This window comes from Pseudooceanicola atlanticus (assembly GCF_000768315.1).
In the GTDB taxonomy this organism is placed as follows: Bacteria; Pseudomonadota; Alphaproteobacteria; order Rhodobacterales; family Rhodobacteraceae; genus Pseudooceanicola; species Pseudooceanicola atlanticus.
In genome coordinates, this window is record NZ_AQQX01000002.1 from 187,484 (window position 1) to 204,847 (window position 17,364).

Below are 17,364 nucleotides of genomic sequence, written 5' to 3' on the forward strand. Positions count from 1 at the left end.
CCGCCCGCACCACGTCTGATCAAAACAGTCGGAAAGACCCCCTCGTCAGGGGCGGTCCAATGCACTACCTGTGGCGCGTGCACCCGAAAGGAGCCACCATGCCCCCCGTAAAAGACCCCTCCCTCAACGTGTTGGGAGAGGCGCTCGCCCCTTGCTCCACCCGGCCCGTGACCGGTTTCTTCCGCGACGGCCATTGCAATACCTGTGCCGAGGATCAGGGGTCCCACACTGTCTGCGCGGTCATGACCGCCGAATTTTTGGCCTATTCGAAATACGTGGGCAACGACCTGTCGACCCCGATTCCCGCCTTTGCCTTTCCCGGCCTGAAGCCCGGCGATTGCTGGTGCCTCTGCGCGGGCCGGTTCCTGCAGGCCCATGACGAGGGCTGCGCGCCGCAGGTGAACCTTGCCGGGACGCATCAGCGCGCGCTGGAAATCGTGCCGTTCGACGTGCTGCGCCGCTACGACAGCCAGGCCTGAGCGCCCCGCCCAAACGCCACAGGACCGGCGGAACCCGGCCGGTCTGGGAAAAATTTCGCAACGACTCGGCCCGGATGCTACCGTGGTGCCATCCCACGTCACCGGAGCCCGCCATGCGCCAGACCCTCACCGCCGCCCTCTTCGCCCTGCCCTTCCTCGCCGGAGCCGCACTTGCGGTCGGCGATGACGACAGCCCGCCCAAACCGACCGAGACCTCGACCGAGTGCCCGGACGGCTATGTCTTCGACAAGGAAAAGGACGGCTGCGTGAAATCCGCCTCGCTCGACCTGGACGACGACCAGCGGTACCAGGCCGTGCGCGAACTGGCCTATGCCGGTCGCCCGGCCTCCGTGCTCAAGGTCATCGACGGGGCCAAGGCAAAGGACAGCCCCCGCTTCCTGACCTATCGCGGCTTCGCCCTGCGCGAGATGGGGGATTTCGACGGCGCGATGCAGGCCTATCAGCGCGCTCTGGCCATCGACCCGGACAACCTGCTGGCCCGCTCCTACATGGCTCAGGGCCTCCTGACCCAAGACCGCCGGGACGAGGCGTTGACGCAGTTGCAGATCATCGAGGCGAAGGGCGGCTCAGGCAGCTGGGCGCATGAATCGCTGAAAATGGCGCTGCGCGGTGAGTACACGAATTATTAAGGGTTTCGTCGGGGGCCCGTCGCTCGACGAAACCCGGCTGCGTCATCCCCGGGCCTGACCCGGGGCAGCCTTCGTCGTTCCTGTCGAAATGCCGGCCATCCGCACCGCCCGGCGGCTAAACCGAACAGCGCCGGACGGCAGGTCAGTCCGCCTCGCGGCCTTCCGTGTCGGACATGTCGAAGCCCAGGTAGCGCGCCACGGTCTGCACGTCCTTGTCGCCACGACCGCACATGTTCATCACGATGATATGGTCCTGGGGCAGGTCCGGCGCGATCTTCATGACATGGGCCAGCGCGTGGGAAGGCTCCAGCGCGGGGATGATGCCCTCGGTCGAACAGGACAGCTGGAACGCCTCCAGCGCCTCCATATCGGTGATCGAGACATATTCGGCCCGGCCTACATCGTGCAGCCAGGAATGCTCGGGCCCGATGCCCGGATAATCCAGACCGGCCGAGATGGAATAGCCTTCGAGGATCTGCCCGTCCTCGTCCTGCAACAGGTAGGTGCGGTTGCCATGCAGCACGCCCGGGCGCCCGCCGGTCAGCGAGGCGCAATGTTCCATCTTGTCGTTCACGCCCTTGCCGCCGGCCTCGACCCCGATGATCTTGACCGAAGGTTCGTCCAGGAATTCATAGAACAGGCCCATGGCGTTGGACCCGCCACCGATCGCGGCGATCACCGTATCGGGCAGGCGACCTTCGCCTTCCTGCTCTGCCAGCTGCCAGCGCACTTCCTTGCCGATGACCGACTGAAAGTCGCGGACCATCGCCGGATAGGGGTGCGGCCCGGCCACGGTGCCGATGCAGTAGAACGTGTCGCGCACATTGGTCACCCAGTCGCGCAGCGCATCGTTCATCGCGTCCTTCAGCGTGCCGCGACCGCTGGTCACCGGCACCACCTCCGCGCCCAGCAGGCGCATGCGGAACACGTTGGGGGCTTGGCGCCGCACATCGTGCGCGCCCATGTAAACCACGCATTTCAAACCGAATTTCGCGCAGACCGTGGCCGTTGCCACGCCGTGCTGCCCGGCACCGGTTTCCGCGATGATCCGGGTCTTGCCCATGCGGCGGGCCAGGATGATCTGGCCCAGCACGTTGTTGATCTTGTGCGCGCCGGTATGGTTCAGCTCGTCCCGCTTGAGATAGATCTTCGCCCCGCCCAGATGCTCGCTCAGCCGCTTGGCATGATAGAGCGGCGACGGACGCCCGACATAGTTCTTCCACAGGTCGTCCATCTCGGCCCAGAAGGTCGGATCGTCCTTGGCATGGTCGTATTCCGCCTGCAGATCGAGGATCAGCGGCATCAGCGTTTCCGAAACGAAGCGTCCGCCGAACTCTCCGAACCGGCCCTTTTCGTCGGGGCCATTCATGAAGGAGTTGTATAGATCGTCAGCCATCGGCCCATCCCCTGCGCAAAGCTCTCTGGCCGTGATTAAGCGTGACGTCCTGCAAATTCCAGCCCTAGTTTGCCTTCGTGGCCCGTCGGGCACGCGGCACAGCGCCTCAAACCGTCCAGTTTCCCCCGCCCGCGGTTCGGCGTAACCTCCGGCCATGGAATCGGCACTGGACTGGCATACCGCGAAGGCCCTGCTCGACTGGCAGATCGAACTGGGCGCGGACGAGGCGATCGGGGACACCCCCGTCGACCGCTTTGCCGTGGCCAAGGCGGATGCCGAAGCGGCCGCCAACAAGGCCAAGGAACCCGCCCGCGACAGCCGCACCGCCGCCACCCCACAGGTCCAGGAACGGACCGAGATCGACGCGGTCGAGGTCGCCCGCCACGCCGCCTCCGCCGCCACCAGCCTCGACACCCTGCGCGAGGCGATGGCGGGCTATGATCATTGCGCGCTCAAGCGTGGGGCACGAAACCTCGTCTTCTCCGACGGCAATCCGGCCGCGCGCCTGATGATCCTGGGCGAGGCTCCGGGCCGCGACGAGGATCGCGAAGGCCGTCCCTTTGTCGGCCGCGCCGGGCGCCTGCTGGACCGGATGCTGGACGCGATCGAGATGGACCGTACCACCGACACCCCGGACCGCGCGGTCTATATCACCAACGTCCTGCCCTGGCGGCCGCCGCAGAACCGCGACCCCGAACCCGAAGAGATCGCGATGATGCTGCCCTTCGTGCAGAAACATATCGAGCTGGCGAACCCGGATGTCATTGTTCTGATGGGCAATATCGCCTGCCGCGCCGGTCTGGGCCGGCAGGGTATCCTGCGCCTGCGCGGCAAGTGGGCCGAGGCCTTCGGCCGCCCCGCCATGCCCATGACCCATCCCGCCTACCTGCTGCGCCAGCCCCATGCCAAGCGCGACGCCTGGGCGGATCTGCTGGCGATCCGGGCGCGGCTGGGGGGTGCTTCTTGATCCTCGATCCGCTGACCCTGCTGGCGTTTCTGCCCGCCAGCCTGGCCCTGAACCTGACGCCCGGCGCGGACATGATGTTCTGCTTTGCGCAAGGTCTGCGACGCGGGCCGGTCGCGGCCTGGCGCGCCTCGGGCGGGATCGCACTCGGCGCGTTCATCCACGCCGCCGTGGCCGGTCTGGGCCTTGCTGCACTGATCGCGGCGCATCCGGCGCTGCTGGACCTGATCCGCTGGGTCGGGGTTGCCTACCTGCTGTGGCTGGCGGTGAAATCGCTGAAATCCGGCCGCGCCGATGTGCCCGAGGACACACCGACCCACGCCTTTCGCGAGGGGCTGATCGTCAACCTGACCAACCCCAAGGTGATCCTGTTCGTGCTGGCCTTCCTGCCGCAATTCGTCGACCCGACCCTGCCGCTCATGCCCCAATTCCTGGTCTTCGGGGCGGCGCTCGGCGCGGGCGGCTTCGTCATCAACGGCACGGTCGGGCACCTGGCGGGCGGCGCGGGCCGCCGCCTGGCCCGATCGGCGCAATTTTCCCGCTGGCTGGGGCGCGTCAGCGCCGGGGTCTTCACCCTGCTCGCCCTGCGCCTTGCCCTTGCAGAGACCAAATGACCGAAAAATCCTTCATTCCCATCGGCATCGCCGTGCTCACCGTCTCCGACACACGCGGGCCCGAGGATGACCGTTCGGGCGACACGCTGGTCGCCCGGATCGAGGCGGCAGGCCACCGCCTGGCCGCCCGCGCCATCACCACCGACGACCGCGACAGGATCAGCGCGCAGCTGCGCGACTGGATCGCCGACCCGGCCATCGACGCCGTGATCTCGACCGGCGGGACGGGCCTGACCGGGCGCGACGTCACGGTTGAGGCGCATCGCGACGTCTACGAGAAAGAGATCGACGCCTTCGGAACGATCTTCACCATCGTGTCGATGAAGAAGATCGGCACGTCTGCCGTGCAATCCCGTGCAACGGCCGGCGTGGCCGGCGGCACCTACCTCTTTGCCCTGCCCGGCAGCACGGGGGCGTGCAAGGACGCCTGGGACGAGATCCTCTTGCACCAGTTCGATTACCGCCACGCGCCCTGCAATTTCGTGGAAATCATGCCCCGGCTCGACGAACACCTGCGTCGAAAATAATTGCCCCGATCCGCGACGGAAACCGTATCAAGCTGCGTAACACCATCGTGGCTTGGTTCTGCGGGGCCGGGTGTTACCTTATAAGACCTGGCCCGGACGGGCCCTGATTGGACTGGCAAGATGCGCTTCATACGACACAGCCTGACCGGGCTTTTCCTGATCGCGGTCACACTTGGCTTGGTGGTCTATGCCGCCGCGCTGGTGCGGGACGCGGTGGAAACCCGGCTGGCCGATGAACCGCGCATGCCCCAGGCCCGCGAACGGGTCTTTGCCGTCAACGTCGTTCAGGCCCGCGAAGAAACGATCACCCCGATCCTCACCGCCTTCGGCGAGGTCCGCAGCCGCCGCACGCTGGAAATCCGCGCCGCGACCACGGGCACGGTGATCGAACTGGCCGAGACGTTCGAAGAGGGCGCGACGGTCCGTGCGGGCCAGGTGCTGGCGCGGATCGACCCGGCCAATGCGCAATCGGAACTGGACCGCGCCAGCAACGACCTGCGCGATGCCGAGATCGCGGTGCGCGACGCCGACCGTGCGCTCGAGATCGCCCGCGACACCCTCACCGCAGCCGAGGAACAGGCCGCCCTGCGCGAACGCGCCTTCCAGCGCCAGGTCGATCTGCGTGACCGCGGCGTCGGGACCGAGGCGCTGGTCGAGGATGCGGAACTCTCTGCCGCCTCTGCCCGACAGGCCGTGCTGTCCTCGCGCAATGCGCTGGCCCAGGCCGAAACCCGGATCGAGAACGCGGAAACCACGCTGTCCCGCGCGACCATCGCCCGGGACGAGGCGCAAAGAAACCTGGACGACACGACCATCACTGCCGAATTCGACGGTACCCTGTCCGAGGTCACGGCGGTCGAAGGCGGGCTGGTGTCGGCCAACGAACAGCTGGCCCAGCTGGTCGATGCCAACGCGCTTGAGGTCGCGTTTCGCGTGTCCACCTCGCAATATGCGCGGCTGTTGAACAGCGATGGCGACCTGCTGCGCGCCGATGTCACCGTGATGCTGGACGTGCAGGGCATCGCGCTCAGTACCGATGGCACGATCACCCGCGACAGCGCAGCGGTCGGCGATGGCCAGACCGGCCGCCTGATCTTTGCCCGCCTCGATACGGCCCGCGGCCTGAAGCCCGGCGATTTCGTCACGGTCGAGATCACCGAACCCCCGCTGGAGCGCGTGATCCGCCTGCCCGCCACCGCCGTCGATGCCTCCCAGACCGTGCTGGTCCTGACCGAGGATGAACGGCTGGAAACCCTCGATGTCGACCTGATGCGGCGCCAGGGTGATGACGTGCTGGTCCGGGCCGAGGCTCTGGCCGGGCGCGAAGTCGTGTCGCAGCGCTCGCCGCTTCTGGGGCCGGGGATCAAGGTCCGTCCCCTGCGCCCCCGCGGCGCGGTCGAGGCCGAAGAGGCCCAGCCCGATTTCGTCGAACTGACGCCCGAGCGGCGCGACAAGCTGCGCGCCTTCATCACCGCCAGCAGACGCCTGCCCGAGGACGTGAAGACCCGCATCCTGACGCAGCTGGAAAGCGACCGGGTCCCGGCCTCGATGGTGGCGCGGATCGAATCCCGGATGGGGGGCTGATCCATGGCCAGCGGCGTCAAGGGCGGGGTCGGCGGGATCCTCAGCTATTTCACCCGCCACCGGACCGCGGCGAACCTTCTCCTGGTGATCCTGCTGGCCGCGGGCATGACCGCCGTACCGCGGATGCGGGCGCAGTTCTTCCCCGATATTGTGTCCGACAGCATCGACGTCTCCGTCCGCTGGGATGGCGCGGGGGCCGAGGATATCGACACCGCCATCGTGCAATTGCTGGAACCGGCGCTGTTGGCGGTCGAAGGGGTCGAAAGCTCTGAAAGCCGCTCGACCGAGGGGCGCGGTTCGATCGGGCTGGAATTCGAACCGGGCTGGGACATGTCCCGCGCAGGCGACGACGTGCAGACTGCGGTGGATGCGGTCACCAACCTGCCCGAAGAGGCCGAAGACCCGGTGATCCGGCGCGGCGGCTGGCGCGACCGGGTCACGGATGTGGTCATCACCGGCCCCGTCGGTCCCGATCAGCTGGGACGCTTCGCGGATGAGTTCGTCACCCGCCTCTTTGCCGAGGGCGTGACCCGCACCACGATCCGCGGCGTCGCCGCACCGCAGACCCTGGTCGAGGTGCCCTCGGTCAACCTGATCGCCCGCGACATCACCATGGCCGAGATCGCCAGCGCCATCGCCGCAGAGGTGAACGCGGACCCCGCCGGCGACGTCACCGGCGCCAATGCCCGCGTCCGCACCGGGGTCGAGAAACGGTCGGCCGATGAAATCGCCGGGATCGTGCTGCGCTCCAACCCCGACGGATCCTCGCTGACCATCGGCGACGTGGCCAATATCCAGGTCTTCGGCACGGCGCGGGAACGCGGCTATTTCGTGGGCGAAAACCCCGCCGTTTCGGTACGCGTGGACCGCTCGGAACAGGGCGACGCGATCAAGATCCAGCGCCAGGTCGAAGAAGTCGCCGCCGCAATGGAGCCGACCCTGCCGCAGGGCAGTTCCATTGACCTGATCCGCACGAGGGCCGAGGCGATCACCGGGCGGCTCGATATCCTGCTGGATAACGGGCTGATGGGCCTCGGGCTGGTGCTGGTGTTGCTGTTCCTGTTTCTCAATGCCCGCACCGCCTTCTGGGTGGCCGCCGGTATTCCCGTGGCGATGCTGTCGGCCATCGCGTTCATGTACCTGGCGGGCCTGACGCTGAACATGATCTCTCTGTTCGCGCTGATCATCACGCTGGGCATCGTCGTCGATGACGCCATCGTCGTGGGCGAACATGCCGACGCGCGGGTGCGCAAGCTGGGGGAAGGCCCGGTCGTGGCGGCGGAACGCGCGGCCCAGCGGATGGCCCTGCCGGTCTTTTCCGCCACGCTGACCACGGTGATCGCCTTCTTCGGGCTGACGGCGATCAGCGGGCGGTTCGGCGAAATGATCGCCGACATCCCCTTCACCGTGATCGTGGTGCTGATCGCCTCGCTGGTGGAATGCTTCCTGATCCTGCCGCGCCACATGTCCCACGCGCTGGCCCATTCGGGCGAAAAGCACTGGTACGACTGGCCCTCGCGGCAGGTGAACCGGGGCTTTGGCTGGGTCCGCGACACGCTGTTCCGGCCCTTCATGGCGGGCGTCATCAAGGCGCGCTACCCGGTGCTGGCCGGTGTCGTCGTGGCCTTTGCCAGCCAGGCCGCCTTGTTCATCCAGGGCGACGTGCAATGGCGGTTCTTCAACTCGCCTGAACGCGGCTCGATCTCTGGCAACTTCATGATGGCCGAGGGCGCGACCCGCGAAGAGGCGATGGAACAGATGCGCGCCATGCAGCGCGCCGTAGAAGAGGTCGCGGCGGAATACGAGGCCGAATATGGCCGCAACCCCGTAGACTACGCCATCGCCGAGATCGGAGGAAATACCGGGCGCAGCCTCTCCGGATCCGACAGCAAGGAGCCCGATCAGCTGGGCTCCATCGCGATCGAGCTGATCGACCCCGATGACCGGCCCTACTCCTCCTTCGCATTCCTGGGCGTGCTGCAGGACCGGATCGAACGCCACCCCATGGTCGAGGAACTCAGCTTTCGCGGCTGGCGCTCCGGCCCCGCCGGTGACGCGCTGGACGTGCAGTTCTACGGGGCCTCCGCCGAGACCCTGAAGGCGGCAAGCGAGGCGTTGAAGGACGCGCTCCTGCCCTTCCCCGAAGTGTCGGCGGTCGAGGACAACCTGGCCTATGACAAGGAAGAGCTGATCCTGGAGCTCACCCCGCAGGGACAGGCGCTCGGCTTTACCATCGACGAGCTTGGTCGCGTGCTGCGCAACCGCCTGAACGGGATCGAGGCCGCGACCTATCCCGACGGCCCCCGCTCTGCCGAAATCCGGGTGGAGCTGCCCGAAGGAGAGCTGACAGCCGATTTCCTGGACCGCACCCAGATGCGCACCGCCTCGGGCGGCTACGTGCCGCTGGCCGACATCGTGCAGGTCGAGAACCGCACCGGGTTCTCCACCGTGCGGCGCGAAAACGGCATTCGGCTGATCTCGGTCAACGGGGATATCTCGGAAGACGACCCCGCCCGCGCGGCCGAGATCATGCGCATCCTGCAACAGGACATCCTGCCCACCATCGCCAGCGAACAGCAGGTCGAATGGCGCATGTCCGGCCTGAGCGAGCAGGAGAACGACTTCCTGACAGATGCCGCGACCGGGTTGATCCTTGTCCTGCTGGGTATCTACCTTGTCCTCGCCTGGGTCTTTTCCAGCTGGACCCGGCCCATGGTCGTGATGGCGATCATTCCCTTCGGCCTCGTCGGCACGATCTACGGCCACCACCTGTGGGAGGTGCCGCTGTCGATGTTCACCGTGGTCGGCCTGCTGGGCATGACCGGGATCATCATCAACGATTCCATCGTGCTGGTGACCACGATCGACGAATATGCCGAGGAACGGGGCCTTGTTCCGTCGATCATCGACGGTGCGGCGGACCGGCTGCGCCCGGTCATGCTGACCACTCTGACCACGGTGCTGGGGCTGGCCCCGCTGCTTTACGAGCAATCCAGCCAGGCGCAGTTCCTGCGGCCCACGGTCATCACGCTGGTCTACGGGCTGGGCTTTGGCATGGTGTTGGTCCTGATGATCGTGCCTGCCCTGCTGGCCGTGCAGGACGATGTCGCGCGCCTGACCACGTCCTGGCGCCGCAGCCTGACGGCCCGTCGTGCCACCGGATTGCGATCGGCCAACGGCATCGCGACCGCGCTGATCGGTGGCTGGCTTGTGGCGACGATGGGCTGGGCCGCCTGGACCGGAGAGCTGCCGACGCCGATCACCACGGTGCTGCCATTGCCCGGCGGGCTGCCGGTGATGGCCCTTGCGCTGGCGCTGTTCGTGCTGGGTGCGGCGCTGGTGGTGCTGGGGGTCTACGCGATCACCGCAATCACCTATGGATTGCGGCGGCGCGGGGCGCGGGCGTAACCGGCCTAGCGGGCCGGGCAGCCCTGGATATCGACGGCGCGATCCGCCCCCAGAACGGTAAGCCGCAGCCCCGACCGGTCCAGCGCAAAGGGCTGGCCGTTCATCTGCATCAGCTCCGTCTCGGCGATCAGGCGGTTGCCCTCGCGGCGGGTCTTGGCCTCGGCGATCCAGATCGCGGGGTTGGAGGTTTCAAAGACCACATGTTCCGTGCCGCCAATGGCGGGCATGTCGATCTCGGCCCGCAGGCGCATCTTCTTGGGCCCCGGTTCAACCGCGCAGGACACGTCACGCAGCCCGACCTCGCGCCCCGAATAGGGCCGGTCGGCCAGCGCGGCGGCGATGGCCGGATCGCGGCGCCCCTGATCGGGCAGCTGCACGGCGTCCAGCGACAGGGTCATCGGCACGCAGACATCGGAACAGATCCCGATCTGGATGTCGCCATCCAGCTGCATCTGCCCGCCATTGCCGCGCGGTTCGATCCGCAGGGGCAGGACCATCCGCTTGGAATACCCAATGGAGCGCATGCCGTTCTGGTAGAACACCTCGGGCCGTGGCCAGATCACCTGAACGCTGTGCACGTTGCGCGACCCGGACCAGGAAAAGACCGGCGGTACCCCGGCATCGCCCGGCGCACGCCAATAGGTCTTCCAGCCATCCGACAGCGTCACCTCGAGCGCGGCCACATGCGACCCGTCCGCCTGCTGCCAACCAGGCAGAAGCCGGGCAGAGACATGTGCGTCATAGGGATTCGCAAGGGCCGGCACGGCGGCCAGCGCAGCGATCAGGGTGGTAAGGCGTCGGATCATCTTCATGGTAGGTATCAAATGCGCATTCCCGCGATCAATGCCAACTCACATTCCGGCGAGACGATCAAAAGCGTCAAATTGCGTTGAAACCGACGCGCAAAAGCATCAAGTTAATGGTCAGCGCCAGGCGCCGAAACACTGGATGGGCTGAGTGGAACCGACGACACAACTTGCCGGCAAGGTCTTGATTGCCATGCCTGAAATGGGAGACGACCGCTTCGCCCGCAGCGTCATCCTTCTGTGCGCGCATTCCGAAGAAGGCGCCATGGGCCTGATGATCAACCTGCCCACCGACGATGTTTCCCTGCGCGATCTGTCCGCCCAGCTGGGGCTGGAAGAACCCTCGGACGCCGACAATTGCCCCATCCATTCCGGTGGCCCGGTCGAAACGGAGCGCGGCTTCGTCCTCCATTCCTCCGAATACAGCAGCGCGATTTCCACCATGCCGGTGACGCCCGACGTGTCGCTGACCGGCACGCTGGACGTGATCGAGGACCTGGTCGAAGGCACCGGCCCCGACATCGCCTTGGTCATGCTGGGATATTGCGGCTGGGGTCCAGGCCAGCTGGAGGGCGAGATCGCCCAGAACGCCTGGCTGGTCGGCGAGGCGCCGATGAAGCTGATCTTTGGCACACCCGACGCCCGCAAATGGGAGGCCGCGCTGGCCAACGAGAAGATCAGCGCGCTCAGCCTGTCATCGGTCGCGGGCCACGCCTGATCCGTTCCTGACCCTTACCGTGGCGCGGCGGCGCGGCGCAGCCTGTCGTTGATCGCCCGGCCCAGCCCGGTTTCCGGTACCGGGGCCACCGCGATCCGGCCGGCCCCCATGGCATCCAGCGCATGGAAATGGCGAAACAGGTTGGCCGCTGCTTCGGCCAGGTCCCCGCTTTCGGACAGATTCAGGTCGCAGGCCATCGGGCCAAAGCCCAGCATGACCTCACCCGGTTCGGGCACGGTGACATTCAGCCGCACGGCCCCTTCGGGCGCGTAATGCGACAGGAGCTGCCCCGGCGCGCTGATCGCCGCGCCCTCGGCCCGGTGCCCCACCGGATGGCCCAGAACCTCCGCCAGTGCCTCCTCGGGAATGCCGCCGTCGCGCAGGACAACGGCCTGCCCGGTCTCGTCGAATCCGACGATGGTGCTTTCCACTCCGATGGTGCAGGCCCCGCCGTCGAGAACCGCCGCGATCCGACCGTCGAGGCCGGCCATGACATGCGCGGCCTCGGTCGGGCTGATCCGGCCGGACGGGTTGGCCGAGGGGGCGGCCACGGCCCCGCCGAAGGTCGACAGGAGGGCGCGGGCCACAGGGTGCGAGGGCATGCGCACGGCCAGCGTGGACAGGCCCGCCGTGACCAACGGCGACACTTTCGCCCCCGCGCGCAGCGGCAGAACCAGCGTCAAGGCGCCGGGCCAGAACGCCGCCGCCAGCGCGCGCGCCGCATCCGACATTTCGACCAGCCCCTCGGCCATTGCGATGTCGCTGACATGGGCGATCAGCGGGTTGAAGGAGGGCCGCCCCTTGGCCTCGTAGATCGCCGCGACGGCCCGGTCATCGGCCGCGTTTCCGGCCAGTCCATAGACCGTCTCGGTCGGCATGGCGACCAGCTGTCCTTCATGCAACAGACTAGCCGCACGGGATAATCCGGCATCGTCGGGTCGCAGCAATTCGGTCATTGGGGCATTCTCCGTGACGCCGCGTTTGGGGTTGAAGCGGGCGGCGGGGTGGCTAGCCTTCCCTATCAAAGACGTGCATAGAAGACGGCACATTGCTTGCCAAGCGCGGCGCGCATCGCCGAGGAGGACCCCATGCCATTTCGCTCCCCTGTTTCCGAATACCGGTTCCTGCTGGATGAGATCGTCGATTTCGCCAAGGTCGCCGCGACCGACGCCTATGGCGAGGCCAGCCCCGAAACGGTCGAGGCGATCCTGTCCGAGGTCGGCAAGCTGTCCGAAGAGGTTCTGGCGCCCCTGAACCGCAACGGCGACCTGGACCCGGCTGTGCTGGAAAACGGTGTCGTTCGGACCTCGAAGGGGTTTGCCGATGGCTACAAGGCGATTGCCGAGGGCGGCTGGCTGGGCCTTTCCGCCCCTGCCGATCACGGTGGCATGGACCTGCCGCAGACCCTGACCTGCGTGGTCAACGACCTGTTCTCGGCCGCCTGCCTGTCGCTTGGTCTGAACCCGCTGCTCAGCCAGGGCCAGATCGAGGCGCTGGATCACCACGCCCCCGACTGGATGAAGGAAACCTACCTGCCCAAGCTGATCTCGGGCGAATGGACCGGCACGATGAACCTGACCGAACCGCAGGCCGGATCGGATGTGGGCGCGCTGTCGTCCAAGGCCGTGCCGAACGGCGACGGGTCCTACGCGGTCACGGGGACGAAGATCTACATCTCCTGGGGCGATCACGATTTCGGTGGCAATGTCTGCCACCTCGTCCTGGCGCGCCTGCCCGATGCAGCGCCCGGCACCAAGGGCATCAGCCTGTTCATGGTGCCCAAGTACATGGTCAACGAGGACGGGTCGCTGGGCGATCCCAACAGCCTTCGCGTCCAATCGCTGGAGCACAAGATGGGCCTGCATGGCTCGCCGACCTGCGTGATGCAGTTCGACGGCGCGATCGGCTGGCTGGTCGGTGAAGAAAACAAGGGCATGGCCGCGATGTTCACCATGATGAACAACGCCCGCCTGGGTGTCGGCATCCAGGGTATCGGCGTCGCCGAAGGCGCGCTGCAACATGCCTTCGCCTATGCAATGGACCGCAAGCAGGGCAAGACGCCGCTCGACGGCAAGCCCGGCGGCACCGGCACCATCATCGACCATGCGGATGTGCGCCGCATGCTGACCACGATGAAGGCCGACACCTTCGCCGCCCGCGCCATCGCGCTGGCCTGCGGTGTTGCCATCGACATGGAAACCGCCACCGGCGAAAAGGAATGGGGCGCCCGCGCGGCCTTCCTGACGCCGATTGCCAAGGCCTTCGGCACCGAAACCGGGATGCGCGTGTCGGAAATGGGCGTGCAGGTCCATGGCGGCATGGGCTTCATCGAGGAAACCGGCGCCGCGCAATACAGCCGCGATGTCCGTGTCACCGCGATCTACGAGGGCACCAACGGCATCCAGGCGATGGACATGGTCGCCCGCAAGATGATGGATGGCGGTGAAATGGCCACCACCCTGATCGAAGAAATCGAGGCCCAGGCCGAAACCGCTCGCGCCGATCTGCCGGAACTGGGCGGCGCGGTGTGGGAAGCCGCGGAAACCCTGCGCGAAGCGACCGAATGGATGATCGCCCAGGGCGACCTGAACGACCGTTTCGCCGGCGCGGTGCCCTACCTGATGGGCTTTGCCCGTGTGCTGGGCGCGCATTACCACCTGAAGGCCGCGATGACCGAAGATGGCGACGGCCCGCGGACGCGCCTCGCCCGGTTCTACATCAACCGTCTGCTGCCCGAGCATGTCGGTCACCTGGCCCACGCCACCTGCGGGGCCGAGGACCTGTATGCGCTGACAGCCGAGGAGTTGTCTGCGTGAGCCCATCCAAACACGCACCGCTGAACTTCCCCTGGCCCGAAATCCCCGCCCCCGGTGAGGCGGTCGAAATCGCCGAAGGCGTGCTCTGGCTGTCGATCCCGCTGCCCATGGCCCTGAAATGGGTGAACGTGGTGGCGCTGGATGACGGCGACAGCTGGACCCTGGTCGATACCGGGTCCTACACCAAGGCCACGGTCGGCTATTGGGAACAGAACCTGGCCGGGCCGCTCAAGGGCAAGCCGGTGGGGCGCGTGATCTCGACCCACCACCATCCCGACCACGTGGGGATGCTGGGCTGGTTCATGGAGAAACACGGCGCAGAACACTGGGCGTCGCGCACCACCTACCTGCTGACCCGGATGCTGGTGCTGGACGAAGAGGAAACCCCCTCTCCGGCGGCGATCCGGTACTGGGTGCAGGCCGGGATGCCGCCCGAACGTCTGGAAAAGCGCAAGAGCGAACGGCCCTTCAACTTTGCCGATATCGTGCACCGCGTGCCCGTCGGTCATGTCCGGATCCAGCAGGGCGACGTGATCCGCGCCGGTGGCCGCGACTGGGACGTGCACATGGGCAACGGCCACGCGCCGGAACATGTGACCCTGTGGTCGCGCGACGACAACCTCGTCATCGCGGGCGATCAGGTGCTGCCGACGATCAGCCCCAATGTCGGTGTCCAGCCCGCCGAACCCGAAGCCGATCCGCTGGCCGAGTGGCTAGAGGCCTGCGAACGCCTGCAGCAACTGGCCCACGAGGATCACCTGGTCATCGGTGGTCACAAGTTGCCCTTCACCGGCCTGCCGCGTCGCATGAACGACCTGATAGAGAACCACCATAGCGGCCTGAACCGCCTGGTGGATCACATCGCAGAGCCGAAAACGGCGGTCGAATGCTTCTCTCCGCTGTTCAAGCGGGAAATCGTCGACGAGATCTATGGTCTTGCGATGGTCGAGGCCTATGCTCACCTTCAGCACCTGCACAAGATCGGCCGGGCCTCACGCACTCTGCGCGAGGATGGCGCGTTCCTCTGGCAGGCGATCTGACGGCCCTTCCGGGTCCCGCGACGCAATCAAGGAGCCCCTGATGGACAACGACATCGCCACCTCTGCCGAGGCGCACGAGGCCGACGCCCTGCCCCGCCGCTACGACGCGCTGCCCGATGGCGAGCAGGAGGACCGGCCCGATCACGTCACCGCCAAGCCCGCCAAGCAGAAAAGCCCGGCGGAATGGGCCTATGAACGCCTGATTCTCTACATCCAGAATTTCGAGGAAACGCTGGATTCGGAACACGAGGTCGCCATGGGCTTTGCCGGCGGCGAGGCTGGCGTTCTGCGGATCGAGGGCATGGGCTTTTTCGATCCCGATATCGTCACCTTCTATGGCCGCGATCCGGTGGGCGGTAAGACCCAGCTGATCCAGCATGTCAGCCAGCTGTCGGTGCTGCTGCGCGCGATGCCGAAGATGGTGAAAGAGGCAAAGCCCAACCGGATCGGGTTCCGCCTGCGACAAAGTCTCGAAAAGACAACGCAGGACGCGCCTGAGGCGTGACAGGACCCGACAAATCCGCTAATCACCCGTTCGACTGAAATCTGAAAGGATTGTACCATGGCCGACCACAAGCACGGTGAAATGGATATCGAAGTTCAGGAAAAGACCTTCGAAGGATTCATCAAGGCATCCACCTGGGTTGCCGGTATCTCCATCGGGATCCTGATCTTCCTGGCGCTGTTCAACAGCTAAACCCCTCAGCGGGCGCCAATATCCGCCCGGACAGGAGACGACGATGAAACGCCTGTTTCTTGCCCTGGCGGCGATTTCCGTGATGGCGGCCTGTACCCGGAACCCCGACGTACTGCCGCCGGAACAACTGGCGCCCCTGGCCTATCGCAGCTCTGCTGCGCCCTCTCTCAAGCTTTACACGGTGGTCAACCGCCGAACCAACTCCGGCGCCCATACGGCGCTGGCGGTCAATGGCTCCGAAACCGTGCTGTTTGACCCCGCTGGCGGGTTCGAGGCGCAGGATATCGTCCGGTCCGGTGACGTGATCTACGGGTTCTCTCCCGCAGTCGACCGTGCCTTTACCAGCGCCCATGCCCGGACCGAATTCCTGGTGACCACCCAGACCATCCCGGTTTCGGCACAGGTCGCGGAAATGGCGTTGCAGATGGTCAAGGCCAATGGGCCGGTTGCCGCAGCACATTGCGCGGCCAGCACTTCTTCGATCCTGAAATCTCTGCCGGGCTTCGAGTCGATCGAACAGACCTACTATCCGAAAAAACTGGAAGAGCAGCTGGTCAATTTCCCCGGCGTGCAGGGTCAGACTTACCTGGAAAACGACTGACCGGCGGCTGGTTCAGCCCAGCCACCAGAGCATCACGTAAAGCACCGCGATCCCCGCAAGGATCGCCGCCATTGCACGTTTGCTGACGAACCCGACAATCAACGCCGCAAAGGCCGCAAGCAGGCGGGCCGGGTCGACCTCGCCATTCGTAGCGGCCGGCCAAGCGACGAGCGGCGCGACCAGCGCGGGCAGCACGGCCACCGCCGTGTAACGCAGGTGCCGCAGCAGCCATTCCGGCATCTGCCGGTCGCCCACCAGCCCGGTAAAGGCGAACCGAAGGCCAAAGCTGCCGATTCCGAGCGCGATCATCACGATCCAGAGCTGCAGATCGTTATCCATCACGCGGCCTCCTGCTTCAGCTTGCGGCGTTCCACGAACAATTCGACCTGCGCGCCGGTCATCATGCCCAGCAGCGCAGCGACCAGAAGGCCCAGGTTCAGCGGCAGCGGCGCGCAGACCAGCGCCATCACCACCGCAACGGTGGCCGCCGACAGGTGCGGCAGGGAGCGCAGCATCGGTGCGATCATCGCGATGAAGGTGATCGGCAGGGCGAAGTCCAACGCAAATTCGGGCGGGATCGCACTGCCCAAGATAGCCCCGACCAGCGTCAGCACGTACCACATAGGGCAAACCGGGGTTATGACACCAAAGAAATACGACACCTTCCGCGCCACCGACCAATCCGGGTTCTTCTCGAACGTCGTGATCGAGATCGCATAGCTCTGATCGACCGTGAAATAGGCCGCCACGGCCCGCTGCCACATCGGCGCCTTGCCGATATGCGGCGTGAGGGAAGCCGAATACATCGCCATCCGCAGGTTGACCGCAAGGGCCGACAGGATGACGACGATGGTCGGTGCGCCGTCCTGCAACAATTGCAGCGCGGTGAACTGCGCCGCCCCCGCGATCACCATGACCGAGAATGTCAGCGCCTCGAACACGTTCAGCCCGGCTTCGGTCGCCACGACGCCGAACAGCATGCCGAACGGCCCCACGACGAGGAGATAGGGCAGACCGTCGCGGAAACCCTGCCAAAAGGCGGAATCGGGTGTGGAGGACATGGC

General features: G+C 66.2%; 18 protein-coding genes. 13 read left to right on the top strand and 5 right to left on the bottom strand.

Translation table 11 applies throughout. The annotated features are described in order from the left end of the window. Nucleotides 1–98: 98 nt before the first annotated feature. Both ATO9_RS05045 and ATO9_RS05050 read left to right on the top strand, forming a co-directional pair. The gene (locus tag ATO9_RS05045) at nucleotides 99–479 is read left to right on the top strand and encodes a DUF2237 family protein (RefSeq protein WP_043746210.1); all 381 of its coding nucleotides are present in this window, start codon (nucleotides 99–101) and stop codon (nucleotides 477–479) included. Nucleotides 480–592: 113 nt separating this feature from the next. After that, nucleotides 593–1,129 (top strand): tetratricopeptide repeat protein, encoded by a 537-nt coding sequence (locus ATO9_RS05050; protein ID WP_043746214.1) that lies wholly within the window; start codon nucleotides 593–595, stop codon nucleotides 1,127–1,129. 142 nt (nucleotides 1,130–1,271) lie between these two features. Here the strand turns inward: ATO9_RS05050 and trpB are convergent, their stop codons facing one another. Continuing rightward, nucleotides 1,272–2,525: a tryptophan synthase subunit beta gene (trpB, locus tag ATO9_RS05055; protein ID WP_043746217.1), complete on the bottom strand. Its 1,254-nt coding sequence runs from the start codon at nucleotides 2,523–2,525 to the stop codon at nucleotides 1,272–1,274. 154 nt (nucleotides 2,526–2,679) lie between these two features. On the opposite strand from trpB, the gene ATO9_RS05060 reads away from it, so the two are divergent. The 5 genes from ATO9_RS05060 (at nucleotide 2,680) to ATO9_RS05080 (ending at nucleotide 9,622) form a co-directional block, all read left to right on the top strand. Beyond that, on the top strand, nucleotides 2,680–3,492 hold the full coding sequence (locus tag ATO9_RS05060) for a uracil-DNA glycosylase (protein ID WP_043746219.1): 813 nt from the start codon (nucleotides 2,680–2,682) through the stop codon (nucleotides 3,490–3,492). After that, complete coding sequence (locus ATO9_RS05065) at nucleotides 3,492–4,103, top strand: LysE family translocator (RefSeq protein ID WP_202902117.1); 612 nt, start codon at nucleotides 3,492–3,494, stop codon at nucleotides 4,101–4,103. Before ATO9_RS05060 ends, ATO9_RS05065 begins: the two co-directional genes overlap by 1 nt. Then, the gene (gene moaB, locus ATO9_RS05070; RefSeq protein WP_043746226.1) at nucleotides 4,100–4,630 is read left to right on the top strand and encodes a molybdenum cofactor biosynthesis protein B; all 531 of its coding nucleotides are present in this window, start codon (nucleotides 4,100–4,102) and stop codon (nucleotides 4,628–4,630) included. Before ATO9_RS05065 ends, moaB begins: the two co-directional genes overlap by 4 nt. Nucleotides 4,631–4,750: 120 nt before the next feature. Beyond that, nucleotides 4,751–6,214: an efflux RND transporter periplasmic adaptor subunit gene (locus tag ATO9_RS05075; protein WP_043746229.1), complete on the top strand. Its 1,464-nt coding sequence runs from the start codon at nucleotides 4,751–4,753 to the stop codon at nucleotides 6,212–6,214. Between the two features lie 3 nt (nucleotides 6,215–6,217). Then, nucleotides 6,218–9,622 carry an efflux RND transporter permease subunit gene (locus ATO9_RS05080; RefSeq protein ID WP_043746232.1) on the top strand — a complete coding sequence of 1,135 codons (3,405 nt, stop codon included), beginning with the start codon at nucleotides 6,218–6,220 and terminating at the stop codon, nucleotides 9,620–9,622. 5 nt (nucleotides 9,623–9,627) lie between these two features. Here the strand turns inward: ATO9_RS05080 and ATO9_RS05085 are convergent, their stop codons facing one another. Then, nucleotides 9,628–10,434 carry a protein-disulfide reductase DsbD domain-containing protein gene (locus ATO9_RS05085; protein WP_081979453.1) on the bottom strand — a complete coding sequence of 269 codons (807 nt, stop codon included), beginning with the start codon at nucleotides 10,432–10,434 and terminating at the stop codon, nucleotides 9,628–9,630. A 145-nt stretch (nucleotides 10,435–10,579) separates the two neighbouring features. Here ATO9_RS05085 and ATO9_RS05090 point away from each other — a divergent pair, with 145 nt between their 5' ends. Beyond that, nucleotides 10,580–11,146 (top strand): YqgE/AlgH family protein, encoded by a 567-nt coding sequence (locus ATO9_RS05090; RefSeq protein ID WP_043746235.1) that lies wholly within the window; start codon nucleotides 10,580–10,582, stop codon nucleotides 11,144–11,146. A gap of 14 nt (nucleotides 11,147–11,160) precedes the next feature. Here the strand turns inward: ATO9_RS05090 and ATO9_RS05095 are convergent, their stop codons facing one another. Further along, nucleotides 11,161–12,102 (bottom strand): L-threonylcarbamoyladenylate synthase, encoded by a 942-nt coding sequence (locus ATO9_RS05095; RefSeq protein ID WP_043746238.1) that lies wholly within the window; start codon nucleotides 12,100–12,102, stop codon nucleotides 11,161–11,163. A gap of 132 nt (nucleotides 12,103–12,234) precedes the next feature. Between ATO9_RS05095 and ATO9_RS05100 the strand changes: the two genes are divergently transcribed. The 5 genes from ATO9_RS05100 to ATO9_RS05120 are packed head-to-tail and all read left to right on the top strand — an operon-like array spanning nucleotide 12,235 to nucleotide 16,300. Then, the gene (locus ATO9_RS05100) at nucleotides 12,235–13,962 is read left to right on the top strand and encodes an acyl-CoA dehydrogenase family protein (RefSeq protein ID WP_043746241.1); all 1,728 of its coding nucleotides are present in this window, start codon (nucleotides 12,235–12,237) and stop codon (nucleotides 13,960–13,962) included. Beyond that, nucleotides 13,959–15,002, top strand: coding sequence for an MBL fold metallo-hydrolase (locus tag ATO9_RS05105; protein WP_043746244.1), 1,044 nt, complete (start codon nucleotides 13,959–13,961; stop codon nucleotides 15,000–15,002). Before ATO9_RS05100 ends, ATO9_RS05105 begins: the two co-directional genes overlap by 4 nt. Before the next feature lie 40 nt (nucleotides 15,003–15,042). Next, nucleotides 15,043–15,507 (top strand): DUF6173 family protein, encoded by a 465-nt coding sequence (locus tag ATO9_RS05110; protein ID WP_043746247.1) that lies wholly within the window; start codon nucleotides 15,043–15,045, stop codon nucleotides 15,505–15,507. A 57-nt stretch (nucleotides 15,508–15,564) separates the two neighbouring features. Further along, complete coding sequence (locus ATO9_RS05115) at nucleotides 15,565–15,699, top strand: aa3-type cytochrome c oxidase subunit IV (RefSeq protein WP_043746250.1); 135 nt, start codon at nucleotides 15,565–15,567, stop codon at nucleotides 15,697–15,699. Nucleotides 15,700–15,742: 43 nt separating this feature from the next. Next, nucleotides 15,743–16,300: a hypothetical protein gene (locus ATO9_RS05120; RefSeq protein ID WP_043746252.1), complete on the top strand. Its 558-nt coding sequence runs from the start codon at nucleotides 15,743–15,745 to the stop codon at nucleotides 16,298–16,300. 12 nt (nucleotides 16,301–16,312) lie between these two features. On the opposite strand, the gene ATO9_RS05125 is transcribed toward ATO9_RS05120, so the two are convergent. Together ATO9_RS05125 and ATO9_RS05130 are read right to left on the bottom strand one after the other, a co-directional pair. Next, nucleotides 16,313–16,639: an AzlD domain-containing protein gene (locus tag ATO9_RS05125; protein WP_043746255.1), complete on the bottom strand. Its 327-nt coding sequence runs from the start codon at nucleotides 16,637–16,639 to the stop codon at nucleotides 16,313–16,315. Continuing rightward, nucleotides 16,639–17,361, bottom strand: a complete 723-nt coding sequence (locus ATO9_RS05130; protein WP_043747359.1) for an AzlC family ABC transporter permease — start codon at nucleotides 17,359–17,361, stop codon at nucleotides 16,639–16,641. The genes ATO9_RS05125 and ATO9_RS05130 overlap by 1 nt, the downstream gene beginning before the upstream one ends. Nucleotides 17,362–17,364 lie beyond the last annotated feature (3 nt).